This is a genomic window from Prochlorococcus sp. MIT 0603 (assembly GCF_000760215.1).
Classification (GTDB): Bacteria; Cyanobacteriota; Cyanobacteriia; order PCC-6307; family Cyanobiaceae; genus Prochlorococcus_E.
This window is the reverse complement of the sequence record NZ_JNAW01000001.1, coordinates 283,052-295,573: the sequence shown is the minus strand read 5'-3', so window position 1 is coordinate 295,573 and position 12,522 is coordinate 283,052. Positions and strand designations below refer to the sequence as shown.

Here is a 12,522-nt window from a genome sequence, read left to right as displayed (position 1 = left end):
TCTGACTAAATCAAGGAGGTAACAAAGCCAATTCGATACCAATAATTAGACTCATACATCAGTTCCTCGGCCAAATCAGATTGACAAGAGATCACTAATGGGCCGCATGTTTGAGGGTCTATCAATAACTTCTTTACAACATTCAGATCCCCAACGTCAGATGAACTTGCATCAGGAACAAGATTTATACAAGCAGGAAGTTGGTTATTTGGATTTAGCAAAGCCAAGTAATGGCTATTTGCAGGAGAAAGAGAGCTTTCATAACCTGACTTAAGGAGACTCATTGCTCCTTGAAAACTTGGTATTGAACTAGCGAAAAGGTTTATTTTAATTAAAGGCAAGTTTTGCGCAGAATTTCTTTTATTTGTTACTTGAATCATTTCACCTAAATGTCCAAGCAAACCAAAGCCAGTGATATCGGTACAAGCGTGAATCCCAGAACTATTTGACGTTTTTTCCTGCAAGCTATCTACTAGGCAATCTTGACTCTGAGAAAGTTCTAGCAATGCACTGTCAACGTATCTAGAAGGTAATGATCCTTGCATTGCTGCAGCAAAAACAACACCACTACCAATTGCTCTACTAATAAGAATGTCATCACCAGGTTGCAATCCACACTTTCCCCAAAGCTTACGATTCTTAGGAAGCAATCCATTCATAGAAAGAGACAATTCGATTCCCATAGCAATATTTTCATCTAAACCGGATCTTGATTCAAACGTATGTCCTCCTATCAGCTTGGCGCCTTGAGGGCCTAAAACGGACTGAATACCTAATAGACATTGGGTCAAAATTTCTTTCTGTAAAGAGCCATCAGCAGCTGGAAGTGTAATCACAGCTTGTGCAGAGGAAACAGAAGCACCTCTTGCCCATAAATCAGAACAAGAATGCAATGTTGTAAGGCGAGCATTCAACCAAGGGTCACTAATCAAAGCAGGGAAACCATCAACACTTTGTAGCCATGAGAGTCCTTCTTGAGAAGAATCAATTAAGGCAGCATCTACTGGATTATCGGATAACTCAGAAAGCTCGGATTCTTTTAAAGCTGCTGTCAAAGTTTGATAAGCAACTTTTGCAGCACAACCTCTACAGGCCAATTTGTTATAAGCCTGATCTTTCATAATTGAAGTCTTCTGAAACTTTCTAATGAAACTAATATCTATAGTTTTCTTTAATTGCCAAAAGCAGGAGTGAGGTCCTATCAAAAAAGGTCCCCAAATCAAGAATGCTCTAGCTGCAGTCAAAGTGCTTTGCGCACCAACTAATTTCAAAGCTAATTTTTGAGGCTGCCAAGGCATCATTAAACTTCCGCGCAAAGAAGCTTCAATGTTCTTTGCCAAAGGCCTTGCAGCCTTAACCGCCCAAACACCCGATGGGGGAGGATGGTTATTGCATAGCGCAGCACAATCACCAGCTGCCAAAACATTTGGGCCAAAAGATGTAACGAAGGCGGAAGAAGTTTGAACTCTTCCAAAATTATTTACCTTAAGGCCACTGCGCTGAAGCCAGTGTGGGGCTTTACTTCCTGTGCAAATTATGGCAGGTCCAGATAATACCTCTTTAGGATTTATCAAATGAATATTTGCTAAATCCAATGATTTCTTCAAACGTTTATTTAATTTCTTAGGAAAAGCCTGCAATCTTAATTTTCTTGAAGGCCATCTATTTCTCAATGCAAATGAAATCTCAAACGCAGCAAGGCCTGATCCAATAACAGTAAATGACTCATAGCTTCGCATTAAAGACTCATCATCAAACTGCTTTATCCATTCATAAGCTTTTAAAAAAGGCTTGATAGGCATCACAAGGTTGTTATTTCTAATTTCAGAATTGCATTTATCGAGATTAGTTTCAGAACCAACATCAAGGCTTAATAATGAAAAAGCTATAGAAGGACGATTATTTAACACCAATTTCTTTTCATAAAGGTCTAGAGAATTAATTTCACCTAGAATAAAAGAAACCCCTGCTCTATCTGCCAATTTCCTTAAATCTATTGCTACCTCATCAAACTGATACAAGCCCGAAACAAGTCCAGGGAACATACCAGAATAAATCGTTGAACTATCTCTATTTATCAAAGTGATTAAACACTTTGGTCTTAAATGGGGATTCATTATCCAACGCTGCAGAATAAGTGCATGGGTATGACCACCTCCTGCTAAAACAAGATGATCAATCAACATTTACCTTCAGAAATTCAGGAACAAGATAATGATTTTTGTTTCTTAACGAATGCAAGGCTAGGAATTTTGGGGGGAAGTGGGCTCTATTCAATAGATGGTCTTGAAAATATCAAGGAGATAGTCATAGAAACACCTTATGGAAAACCTTCTGACAGTTTGCGCATAGGTGATTTAGGAGGAATGGAAGTCGTTTTCTTAGCTCGGCATGGAAGAGATCACACATATACTCCAACAGAAGTCCCCTATAGAGCAAATATTTGGGCATTACGTTCACTCAATGTTCGATGGATACTTTCTCCATCAGCAGTGGGATCGCTACAAGAACAAGTCCGGCCTTTAGATATGGTTATACCTGATCAATTTATTGATAGAACACATCAAAGGCCATTAACTTTCTTTGGTGAAGGTGCTGTTGCTCATGTCACAATGGCAGACCCATTTTGCCCAACACTTTCAAGATTACTTGCGGAAGAAGGAGAATTGCTAATGCCTGAAGCTCGTCAGCTGCATAAAGGTGGAACATATCTTGCTATGGAAGGGCCTGCATTCTCGACTCGTGCCGAATCACAACTGTATAGAAGTTGGGGATGCAACGTCATAGGTATGACAAATCATACTGAAGCACGATTAGCTAGAGAAGCTGAAATAGCATATACATCATTATCTATGGTTACAGACTATGATTGCTGGCATGAAGCCTTTGGAAATGTAAGTGTAGATATGGTTATAGATAACCTTTATGCAAATGCAAAAGTTGCAAAAAATATAGTAGAAGCTATGGCTAAACGCATCTCATCCTTAAGACCTAAAAGCGAAGCTCATAAAGCTTTAAAAAACAGCCTAATGACTTCTAAAGATAAAGTCTCAGAAAAAACACGCAAAAAAATTAACTTATTTACAGAAAATTACTGGGGTAAATTCAATAAATAAAATCACTGTTAAGAACCAACCTAGAGATTAGGCAGAACCAACACCAGTATAAGAACCATAGAAGAAGATCCCTAATACAAAGATCACTGCAATTCCCCCTGCAGTTGCTACTAACCACAATGGTAATTGCCCCTCTGTCCAACGGCGCTCCCAAGAAACTGCTGGGCGGCCATCAGGGAGCCTGTCAGGAAGGCGACCATCAGGCCCCTTTAATTTAGCGCTCATGATTAAAGAAGAATTTAATTAAAGAAATAGCTTGAGAACAAAATCCCTAGAACAAAAACAAGCAAAAGCCCTAAATAAAGGCTTGTTCGGTTCAGCTCAACCGAAAGCTTGTTTGGATTTGGATTAACTTGCATAGCTAAAAAATAAGTCGTAAATCAACGACGGATGAACTGCATTGCTGCAATAGCACCCAAGAAAAATACTGTTGGGATTGCCAATGCATGAACTGCAAGCCAACGCACCGTAAATATTGGATAGGTGCGGACTTCAACAGCCTGTAAAGGAGAAGAAGAGTTTGTCATTGGTTATTTCAGGCGCAGGTCAAGTTGAGCTTTGGATTCAAAGCGTTGTGACACTACTGGAGCCTTAGTTTCAGAAGCCTGAAAATAGGTGTCTGGTCTAGGAGTTCCAAATGCATCATAGGCAAGGCCTGTAGATACAAATAAAAATCCTGCAATAAAGATCGCTGGCAGAGTCACGGCATGGATAATCCAATAACGGACACTGGTGATGATCTCAAAAAACGGGCGTTCCCCGGTGGAGCCGGCAGCCATAGCCTTTCGCGTATTAGCTGCTTGATCCTACAAGGGTGTAACTAAAGTTAGGTCTGGTGTATCAGCATGGTTACAGAGCGTTGTGGATTAAGACCATCTTTATGCATGCCCTGTCCAACGCAAAACATGCCCTCTTTCCCCTAGTGCAAAGCCTTTAGAAGGATTGCCCGAAGAATTTTCTACAAAAAGCAAGCGAATAAAGTTTGTTGGGGTTGCGTAACCAATTGGATCTTTTTTCCAAGTTTTCCCATCATCTTTGCTGACTAAAAGTGTTCCATTTCCTCCTGCCGCCCAAATACCCCCTTGCGGATCCCATGCCATATCCAAATAGTTATAACCATTTACTAATGGAACTATCGGTTTAGACCAACTTTCCAAATCATCTGGTTTTTCATTAAGGCGAATCTCTGCGCCTCTTGAAAGCATCCACAATTGACCATTAGGCTGAAAACCTAATGTTTGGACTCTTTTACTACTAGCTCTTTGATGAGACTGCCAAGTTTGATCTTCCTTATCCAAGGTGACAAAGAAATTCCCTAAACTACTAACGCTCACATAGGATCCATCAGATCTTCTACGAAGATCACGGACACCACCAGATGCTTCTGAAACCCTTCCTTCCCAATTGTCACCACCATCATTAGTTCTATATACTGCGCCTGCTGTAGTAGCCAACTCTGCTGAACCTTTATCAAGCGTAGTTATTAAATAAGGGTTTCCTGGTAATTTATTTCCAAGAGACAAACGGGTCCAGTTTTTTCCGGCATCTTCACTATGCATAACAAGATTAGGTTGACCAACAAGCCACCCTTCATCACCCTTGAAGTCAATACTGATTAATCTAAAATTCTCTTCACTTGGAATTTCCAAACTTCTCTCTTCCCAAGTTGATCCGCCATCAGAAGTTTCAAGAATCAACCTATTAGCACCTACTAAGAAACCATGCTTGTCATCTACAAACGCGATATCAAGAGGATTATCATTACTTGATAATTCAATCCCTTCCCAAGGGCTGACAGTTTCAAAAGGCAGTCTTGTTGTTGTAACACAACCAGTTAGTGTTATTCCAAGAGCAAAGATCAGAATTAAATTCAAGGAAAAGTTGATTAAACGATTCATGAAGAAGTTAGTGCAAGGAGTAAAGGGACAAAAAGCAAGCAGCAGCAAAAGCTAAACCGCCGAATATAAGTACATTCTTCTGACCAGGAGGAAGAGTATTAAACCCAAACCCATATATAACGTTATCTTCAAATCCATCAGAAGGTTTAAATTTAGCGCCAATATCTTTATAAGCAGCAAACCTAGCTCTACATACTGGGCATCGGAACTTCTCCTGATTAATTTCTAAAAAGGGAGTTCCTGAAGGGATTTGATATTTACGAAGGCCTTCCTTAGGATCATAAATATAACCACAGGAAATACACTGAAACCTATTCAAGGAAAAGTCCTCTTGTAGGCCAGAAAGTTCCTGATCTGATATTTCATCTGCACGGATAGGACTTTCACCAATTGCCTCGGCTTTTGTCGGATCTAATGCAGGGTTTTGTTCATCGCTCACCGTTTGGAGTTTCACACAACCTAACTCTATCGAGGAAAGTGCGCTTAAGTGAGTGTAAGACTAATAAACAAGTATTTAATGCATCATGTTTGCTCTTGAGGGTTACGACGCATTTCTTGGATTTCTCTTAATATCGGCGGCTGTTCCAGTTCTTGCTTTAACAACTAATAAACTTATTTCTCCAAAAAGCGAGCCAGGAGAAAGAGAACTCACATATGAATCTGGAATGGAACCTATTGGAGGGGCATGGATTCAATTCAATATTCGTTATTACATGTTTGCGCTTGTCTTCGTTATTTTCGATGTTGAAACAGTTTTTCTTTATCCCTGGGCGGTAGCATTTCATAAATTAGGCTTACTTGCATTTATAGAAGCACTTATTTTTATTTCAATTCTGATAGTTGCATTAGCATATGCATGGCGAAAAGGTGCACTTGAATGGAGCTGATCCTTTGACTAACTTTTCTTCACCAAAAACAATTCGAGATATTCGTTCAGCCACGTGTGGTCCTATTGGGGCCCCTACAGTGACAAACGAATTAAGCGAGAACATAATTCTTACGAGCCTCGATGATTTACATAATTGGGCAAGGTTGAGCAGTTTATGGCCGCTACTGTATGGAACTGCATGTTGTTTTATTGAATTCGCTGCACTAATTGGCTCTAGATTTGATTTTGACCGTTTTGGACTAGTCCCTCGAAGTTCTCCAAGACAAGCAGATCTACTAATTGTTGCAGGAACAGTAACCATGAAAATGGCGCCTGCTTTAGTAAGACTCTACGAACAAATGCCTGAACCTAAATATGTTATTGCAATGGGGGCTTGCACGATTACTGGTGGAATGTTCAGTGCAGATTCAACTACGGCAGTACGTGGTGTAGACAAGCTCATCCCAGTAGACCTTTATTTACCAGGCTGTCCTCCAAGACCAGAAGCGATTTTCGATGCAGTTATCAAGTTACGCAAAAAAGTAGGAAATGAATCATTTACTGAAAGGGCACAAATAGCTCCAAGTCATCGTTATTTCACTGTCTCTCATCAAATGATAAGAATAGATCCATTAGTAACTGGTGCCTATCTCCAATCAGCAAGTCAGAAAGCAGCTTTAAAAGAAGGGAAAGAAGAAGCAATTCAAACAAAGCTTCAAGAAAGACAAACAACACAAGATTAAATTATTTGCTATGACTGAGAACAATCAAGATCAAGACAATACAATCCCTGAGAATAAACCTCAGGAAGAAGTCTCAATTCAACCTCAAGCTGGGTATGTAAGCAAATTACTCACGAAAGAATGCCTTGAACACGAGATTGTTGAGCCTGATCATATTGGGGTTGAAATTATTCATGTAAAACCAGAATCCCTATTGGCAATTGTCTCGAAACTAAAAAGCGATGGATTCAATTACCTTTCTTGCCAAGGCGGCTATGACGAAGGTCCTGGTAGGAATATCGTTTGTTTTTATCATTTAATTTCACTTGAAGATTATAAAAACAATTCTCATCCCAGAGAAGTTCGTATAAAAGTATCTCTATCAAGAGATGGAGACTTAAAAGTCCCTTCTCTATATAAGATTTTCCGAGGCTGCGATTGGCAAGAAAGAGAAACATATGACATGTTTGGCGTCAACTTTGTGGGGCATCCTCATCCCAAAAGGCTATTAATGCCTGAGGACTGGAAAGGATGGCCTTTAAGAAAAGATTATGTACAACCAGATTTTTATGAAATGCAAGATGCTTATTAAAGATCTTTTCTATCATTTTTATAAACACGTATTACAGCCATTGCAAGACGCCTAGGATCATGCCTTAGGACTGATGTAGAAGAAGCGCTAAATTCTTGGAGTGATGCAGTACAAACTTTATACCCTTTTGCTCTAAGACTATTCAAATCACATTGAACCGGTTCAGCTCCTTTGGAAAGATAGTACTCAAGCAAAGCTGATGGAGCTAAATCCTTCTGAGCAAGAATAGAATTAAAAATTCTTGTTGTAATTCCAAAGCTTGCTAATTGAGCTTCAATGGCTCTGACATGTCCTGTTGCATCAAGACCATCAGTTTCGCCTGGCTGGGTCATTAAGTTACATACATATAGCTTTGTAGCCTTACTCCGTTGAATCGCTTCAACAATCTCAGGGACTAATAGATTAGGCAAAAGTGAAGTATATAAACTTCCAGGACCTAATATAATTAGTTCAGCATTCTCTATAGCTTCAATTGCACTTGGTAGAGCAGAGGGTTGTTCTGGGTAACAACCGATTCTCGCAATTGGAGAACGAACTTGACTAATTGCTGACTCACCTTCAATTCTTTCCCCATTCTCAAGCTCTGCCCATAAACGCACATCAGCATTAGTAGCAGGCACCACCTGTCCCTGTACAGCCAAAACTCTGCTGGAAGCAGTAATTGCTGTTTCCAAATTACCTGTAATCGAAGTTAAAGCAGATAAGAAAAGGTTGCCAAAACTATGCCCAACAAGACCTGTCCCAGAAGAAAAACGATATTGAAAAAGTCTTGTAAGAAGAGACTCTTCGGTTGATAAAGCTGCCAAACAATTCCGTATATCCCCTGGAGGTTGAACGCCAAGCTCTCGCCTTAATATTCCACTACTGCCTCCATCATCAGCAACGGTAACAATGGCTGTAATCCTATTGCTATACCTTTTCAAGCCTTGCAACAATGTTGAAAGGCCCGTACCCCCTCCTATGGCTACAATATTTGGTCCCCTGTTAAGTTTACTTTTTGCCAGCAAAGCATCTATTAAAACATCATCTTTTTCAGGTGCTACCGCCTTCTGAATTGATTTAAAGCTTCTACTCTGACCTAAAATCAAAAGTGAAATACCAACAAGCAAAACTATTGGTCCAGTAATACTTCCAGGCAAAAACTTAGTAATCATTCCTATTAAAAGAAACATTACTTCTATGAGCCAATAAATCGGTCGTAAATCAGCCCATATAGTGACTCCAAACAATGCAACTATTAATCCAAAGCCTGATGTAAGCATCCATCTCTTAACGACCAATCCCGGCACAAGCCATCCAAGTGGTCTTTGAATTCGCCATAGAAAACTTAATTTCCCAGCTCGTCGGGAATTCTTTTTACGCCATCTTAAAGATTTGCGCTTTGTAGAAATCCTTTCTTTCAATAGTCTAAGAGAGAGGACACGTTCAGAATCTAAATGATTGAATTTAAATGAACTCTAAGAGAAACTACTTTATAGTCCAATCAAACAAATATTGATATGCAAGATTTATCAACTAAGACGTTAGAAAAACAAATCTCACCAGTAGTGGAGATGGATAATTTATCAATGGGTTGGGGTTCAAATTCTGTACTAAACAAAGTAACTCTCAAAATGAAGCCAGGAGAAAGGATAGCAATTATTGGCCCATCTGGTTCAGGCAAATCAACAGTCCTGAGATTATTAGCAGGGCTATTACTGCCATCAGCTGGAGATTTAAGATTGTTTGGAATTCTCCAAAATTATCTAAGGCTAGACCAAGATTTACCACCTGATGTAAGATTAGTTTTTCAAAATCCAGCGCTAATTGCCTCTCTAACAGTTGGAGAAAATGTAGGATTTCTTTTACACAAGAATTCAAATATTAGTGAAAAGAAAATCAAAGATATTGTGACTTCATGTCTTGAAGAAGTTGGTTTATATGATGTTGCGGATAAATTTCCAGGACAACTAAGTGGCGGAATGCAAAAACGAGTAAGTTTTGCAAGAGCTTTAATCAATGACCCTTTAAAGCCATCAACATCAATGCCACTATTACTATTTGATGAACCAACAGCAGGATTAGATCCTGTAGCAAGCACAAGAATCGAAGACTTAATAGTTAAAACTACAACTTTGGCAAAAGGTTGTTCAATAGTAGTTAGTCACGTAAAGAGCACTATAGAAAGAGCTGCTGAAAGAGTTGTAATGCTATATGGGGGTGAATTTCAATGGGATGGATCTATGGAAGATTTTAAAAATACTCAAAACCCCTTCATTAAACAGTTCCGAACAGGTAGTCTTGAAGGACCAATGCAACCTAAAGAGATTTCATAATTATGCGTCGCAGCTACCGTGATGCCATTGTCGGCTTCTCCCTTATAGGAGGGGTGGTAATTTTTTCAGGTCTAACTTTTTGGCTTCAAGGAATAAAAGTGAGCAAAGGGACATGGTCTATTACTGCAAAATTTACAGATGCAACAGGTCTATCTGAAGGGACACCAGTTACTTTTAGAGGGATTCAAATAGGAAATGTAAAGCAAATCACTATTACACCAAAAGATGTACAAGCAAAAATAAGAATTAATAGCAAGGATATTATTTTATTTAAACCAGTTTCTGCAAAAATTGAGACAAGTTCACTCCTTGGAGGTGATGCTCAAATCTCTATTATTAGCCAAGGCAAACCAATTGATAAATTAGATTTAAAACCAATTGGGAAAAAATGTTTACCAAAACTAATTCTTTGCGAAGGAGACTATATACAAGGAGCCGACCTTACGAATATATCAAGACTAACTGGTGATATAAATAAACTTCTAAATGAAGCTGAAAACAATGAGGTTATAAAGAAAATTGTTGCTTCTATTGAACAATTTGATAGTACCCAAGAAAATCTAGATGAATTGATTAGGCTCTCAAAGCAAGAGCTTAATAAAGCAAAACCAATAGTAGAAGATCTTAAAAGAACAGTGGATCATATGAATAACATCTTAGGTTCAATAGATGATCCAAAGGTACTTGGGAATATAAAATCAAGCACTAATTCAATTCGTTCTTTTACAGCAAAGATTGACAAGATAAGTGACAAAGTTGATGAGCTAATAAATGACGAAGATCTAACTAATGCAATAAAAGATGCAGCAATTGGTGTAGGCAAGTTGTTCAAAGATATATACGAATAGATTGAATACCCGAAATATTATTTTACAGTATTAATTGCATCCATAGCAATAGAAGCAAGTGCTTGATCAGTTGCTTTAGGCAGTTGAACATATTTCCCCCCAGCAGCATCTGCCAGTTCTTTACCGATGCCACTAGCTATAAACTTTCTTTCTGTATCTATTACTAATAACTTTATCCCTAAAGTGCGATATCTAGCCGCAACATCTAACGTTTCTTGTTTTAAGTCCACAGCCTGTTCTCCTTCCAATTCAGGTTGTCCTAAAGATTTACTAAGAGGAATATTTCCCCTCCCATCAGTTATTGCAACAACAACAACCTGACCCAAATCGCCAGTAGCCAATGCATTTGCTCCTACTCTTGCTGCTTGAGTTAAGCCATGCGCAAGAGGAGAGCCTCCTCCACAAGGCATAGTTTCCAACCTACGTTTTGCAGCAGTAATAGATCTGGTAGGCGGAAGCAATACCTCAGCTTGCTCTCCCCTAAATGGAATCAAAGAAACTTCATCTCTACTTTCATACGCTTCTGTTAATAGTCTGATTAATGCACCTTTAGCACTTTGCATACGATTTAATGCCATTGACCCACTTGCATCAACTAAAAAGATAACCAAAGAACCTGCTTTCTTTTGAAGAAGCTTCGCTCGCAAATCTCCTTCCTCAACGATAACTTTCCTACCAGGCTCACGCTCCCTGCGTGCTTTCTGATATGGCGCAGCTGCTCTTAAAGTTGCATCAACAGCAATTCTCGAAACAGGTCCACGGGGAATAATTGGCTTTACATACCTACCCCTGCTATCACTAAAAACTGCTGATCTACTTCCACTACTTCCACTTTTTGATTTTGCAGCAGAAAAAAGCAGCAGGTCAGGATCAATTGCGCAAGCTTCAGGATCTAATAAAAATTCCTCTGGAACAGGCGGAGCCGACTGATCTTCAGGTGTGTCTTCGTCTTCAATCTCTTCATCATCTGAATCATCATCTATAGAGTCATCTTGAGGCGGCGGAGGCTGCTGCTGATCTTCTGGTTGAGGAGGTTCCATTTGCTCTTCATCTGGTGGCAGCTGCAATGCTCTAGGTGCAATAACCAAACGAACGGCTATTTGCAAATCTTCAGCATCAACCTTGTCTCTTCCACATAAAGCAGCATGAGCTTTTGCTACTCGAGCAGCATAAAGTTCCGAACGATGACCTTCAACACCACCACGAACTGCTTCGTTAACCAAATATTCTATTTGTTCTTTACCAAGTACTACATCAGGAAGCCATTGCCTAGCCAATAACAACTGAGTAGCCAAGGCTTCTGTTGATTCCTCCCATTGCTTCGAAAAATCCTCAGTACTTGTGCCAAAAGCAATTGCAGATTGAGTAATCTCTACTCTTTGCTCAGTAGATATAATCTGATCAGCAGACAACACAATCGCAAAACGATCTAAGAGATGGTCTCGAACAGCTCCTTCCTCAGGGTTGTATGTAGCAATTAAAAGTGGTCGACAAGGATGACTAAGGCTTAGGCCTTCCCGTTCCACCTGGTTTTCCCTTGCTCCAACTGCCGCTAACATAAGATTTACTATTCCATCATCTAAAAGATTTAGTTCATCTATATAAAGAACACCTCTATGTGATTCTGCTAATAAACCTGGTTGAAATACAGCAGAACCGCTCTCTAACGAAGAAGTAACATCTACCGACCCAACTAGTCGATCTTCTGTAATCCCAAGTGGAACTTGTATAAAAGGAGCTTGAATGACTTTTGTAGGTAGTTCTAAGTCTTTTCCAGAAACCTTTAATGTCCTACTTTCTTTAATGAGCTTATTTGTAGCATCATCCCATTCATCAGGGAAATTAGGATCAAGATTTCTGCCAAAAGGTCTAGTGCTATTTAAGCTTGCCAATCCATCAACATCTAAAACCTCAATGGGAGGCAAAAGAGCATGTAAACCTCTTGCTAAAACTGATTTACCAGTCCCTCTACCTCCTGCAATAATAACTCCACCTAAGCCAGGATCAACTGCAGCAAGCATTAAAGCTAATTTCAAAGTCCCATGGCCAGTGATTGCTGCCAATGGGAAAGCTCTTTTAGATTCCTCCAATGAAGGAAGATCGGTAGCAATACCCTTTGCTTCTGCTCCTGTAGAAACCATCGAATCTCTCAATGTGGATCAT

15 protein-coding genes are annotated in these 12,522 nt (G+C 39.4%); 6 read left to right on the top strand and 9 right to left on the bottom strand.

Translation table 11 applies throughout. The annotated features are described in order from the left end of the window. Positions 1-5: 5 nt before the first annotated feature. A complete protein-coding gene (gene selD / locus EV07_RS01545) occupies positions 6-2,186 on the bottom strand; it encodes a selenide, water dikinase SelD (RefSeq protein WP_036916575.1) in 2,181 nt (726 codons plus the stop codon). Between selD and mtnP the strand changes: the two genes are divergently transcribed. Continuing rightward, the gene (gene mtnP / locus EV07_RS01540; RefSeq protein WP_036916795.1) at positions 2,172-3,116 is read left to right on the top strand and encodes an S-methyl-5'-thioadenosine phosphorylase; all 945 of its coding nucleotides are present in this window, start codon (positions 2,172-2,174) and stop codon (positions 3,114-3,116) included. The two genes, selD and mtnP, sit on opposite strands and share 15 nt — an antisense overlap. Before the next feature lie 27 nt (positions 3,117-3,143). Here the strand turns inward: mtnP and EV07_RS01535 are convergent, their stop codons facing one another. The 6 genes from EV07_RS01535 to EV07_RS01515 form a co-directional block, all read right to left on the bottom strand. Then, positions 3,144-3,341 (bottom strand): photosystem II reaction center protein J, encoded by a 198-nt coding sequence (locus EV07_RS01535; RefSeq protein WP_036916572.1) that lies wholly within the window; start codon positions 3,339-3,341, stop codon positions 3,144-3,146. Between the two features lie 14 nt (positions 3,342-3,355). Beyond that, the gene (locus EV07_RS09315; protein WP_011124485.1) at positions 3,356-3,475 is read right to left on the bottom strand and encodes a photosystem II reaction center protein L; all 120 of its coding nucleotides are present in this window, start codon (positions 3,473-3,475) and stop codon (positions 3,356-3,358) included. 21 nt (positions 3,476-3,496) lie between these two features. Next, positions 3,497-3,643 carry a cytochrome b559 subunit beta gene (psbF, locus tag EV07_RS01530; protein ID WP_011124484.1) on the bottom strand — a complete coding sequence of 49 codons (147 nt, stop codon included), beginning with the start codon at positions 3,641-3,643 and terminating at the stop codon, positions 3,497-3,499. Between the two features lie 3 nt (positions 3,644-3,646). After that, positions 3,647-3,895, bottom strand: a complete 249-nt coding sequence (psbE, locus tag EV07_RS01525) for a cytochrome b559 subunit alpha (protein ID WP_011124483.1) — start codon at positions 3,893-3,895, stop codon at positions 3,647-3,649. A 99-nt stretch (positions 3,896-3,994) separates the two neighbouring features. Next, on the bottom strand, positions 3,995-5,014 hold the full coding sequence (locus EV07_RS01520) for a photosynthesis system II assembly factor Ycf48 (RefSeq protein WP_036916571.1): 1,020 nt from the start codon (positions 5,012-5,014) through the stop codon (positions 3,995-3,997). Positions 5,015-5,021: 7 nt separating this feature from the next. Further along, positions 5,022-5,390, bottom strand: a complete 369-nt coding sequence (locus EV07_RS01515; protein WP_241433975.1) for a rubredoxin — start codon at positions 5,388-5,390, stop codon at positions 5,022-5,024. 148 nt (positions 5,391-5,538) lie between these two features. Here EV07_RS01515 and EV07_RS01510 point away from each other — a divergent pair, with 148 nt between their 5' ends. From EV07_RS01510 to EV07_RS01500, 3 genes are read left to right on the top strand one after another with little or no spacing between them, the layout of a single operon-like run. Further along, a complete protein-coding gene (locus EV07_RS01510) occupies positions 5,539-5,901 on the top strand; it encodes an NAD(P)H-quinone oxidoreductase subunit 3 (protein WP_036916569.1) in 363 nt (120 codons plus the stop codon). 4 nt (positions 5,902-5,905) lie between these two features. Beyond that, positions 5,906-6,625, top strand: coding sequence for an NADH dehydrogenase subunit K (locus EV07_RS01505; protein WP_036916792.1), 720 nt, complete (start codon positions 5,906-5,908; stop codon positions 6,623-6,625). Positions 6,626-6,635: 10 nt separating this feature from the next. Further along, positions 6,636-7,196, top strand: a complete 561-nt coding sequence (locus EV07_RS01500) for an NAD(P)H-quinone oxidoreductase subunit J (protein WP_081936914.1) — start codon at positions 6,636-6,638, stop codon at positions 7,194-7,196. On the opposite strand, the gene EV07_RS01495 is transcribed toward EV07_RS01500, so the two are convergent. Then, entirely contained in the window at positions 7,193-8,587 is a 1,395-nt protein-coding gene (locus tag EV07_RS01495; protein WP_036916788.1) for a gluconeogenesis factor YvcK family protein, read from the bottom strand. The two genes, EV07_RS01500 and EV07_RS01495, sit on opposite strands and share 4 nt — an antisense overlap. Positions 8,588-8,695: 108 nt before the next feature. On the opposite strand from EV07_RS01495, the gene EV07_RS01490 reads away from it, so the two are divergent. Next, positions 8,696-9,511 carry an ABC transporter ATP-binding protein gene (locus EV07_RS01490; protein ID WP_152557497.1) on the top strand — a complete coding sequence of 272 codons (816 nt, stop codon included), beginning with the start codon at positions 8,696-8,698 and terminating at the stop codon, positions 9,509-9,511. 2 nt (positions 9,512-9,513) lie between these two features. After that, complete coding sequence (locus tag EV07_RS01485; protein ID WP_036916568.1) at positions 9,514-10,359, top strand: MlaD family protein; 846 nt, start codon at positions 9,514-9,516, stop codon at positions 10,357-10,359. Between the two features lie 17 nt (positions 10,360-10,376). Here EV07_RS01485 and bchD read toward each other — a convergent pair whose 3' ends face one another. Next, positions 10,377-12,500, bottom strand: coding sequence for a magnesium chelatase ATPase subunit D (gene bchD, locus EV07_RS01480; RefSeq protein ID WP_036916567.1), 2,124 nt, complete (start codon positions 12,498-12,500; stop codon positions 10,377-10,379). Between the last annotated feature and the right edge of the window lie 22 nt (positions 12,501-12,522).

What these genes read in the sequence shown, in the direction of transcription:
- mtnP (WP_036916795.1), top strand. Translation starts at nt 2,172, where the DNA reads ATGATCAATCAACATTTACCTTCAGAAATTCAGGAACAAGATAATGAT.
- selD (WP_036916575.1), bottom strand. Translation starts at nt 2,186, where the DNA reads ATGTTGATTGATCATCTTGTTTTAGCAGGAGGTGGTCATACCCATGCA.
- EV07_RS01535 (WP_036916572.1), bottom strand. Translation starts at nt 3,341, where the DNA reads ATGAGCGCTAAATTAAAGGGGCCTGATGGTCGCCTTCCTGACAGGCTC.
- EV07_RS09315 (WP_011124485.1), bottom strand. Translation starts at nt 3,475, where the DNA reads ATGCAAGTTAATCCAAATCCAAACAAGCTTTCGGTTGAGCTGAACCGA.
- psbF (WP_011124484.1), bottom strand. Translation starts at nt 3,643, where the DNA reads ATGACAAACTCTTCTTCTCCTTTACAGGCTGTTGAAGTCCGCACCTAT.
- psbE (WP_011124483.1), bottom strand. Translation starts at nt 3,895, where the DNA reads ATGGCTGCCGGCTCCACCGGGGAACGCCCGTTTTTTGAGATCATCACC.
- EV07_RS01520 (WP_036916571.1), bottom strand. Translation starts at nt 5,014, where the DNA reads ATGAATCGTTTAATCAACTTTTCCTTGAATTTAATTCTGATCTTTGCT.
- EV07_RS01510 (WP_036916569.1), top strand. Translation starts at nt 5,539, where the DNA reads ATGTTTGCTCTTGAGGGTTACGACGCATTTCTTGGATTTCTCTTAATA.
- EV07_RS01500 (WP_081936914.1), top strand. Translation starts at nt 6,636, where the DNA reads ATGACTGAGAACAATCAAGATCAAGACAATACAATCCCTGAGAATAAA.
- EV07_RS01490 (WP_152557497.1), top strand. Translation starts at nt 8,696, where the DNA reads ATGCAAGATTTATCAACTAAGACGTTAGAAAAACAAATCTCACCAGTA.
- EV07_RS01485 (WP_036916568.1), top strand. Translation starts at nt 9,514, where the DNA reads ATGCGTCGCAGCTACCGTGATGCCATTGTCGGCTTCTCCCTTATAGGA.
- bchD (WP_036916567.1), bottom strand. Translation starts at nt 12,500, where the DNA reads ATGGTTTCTACAGGAGCAGAAGCAAAGGGTATTGCTACCGATCTTCCT.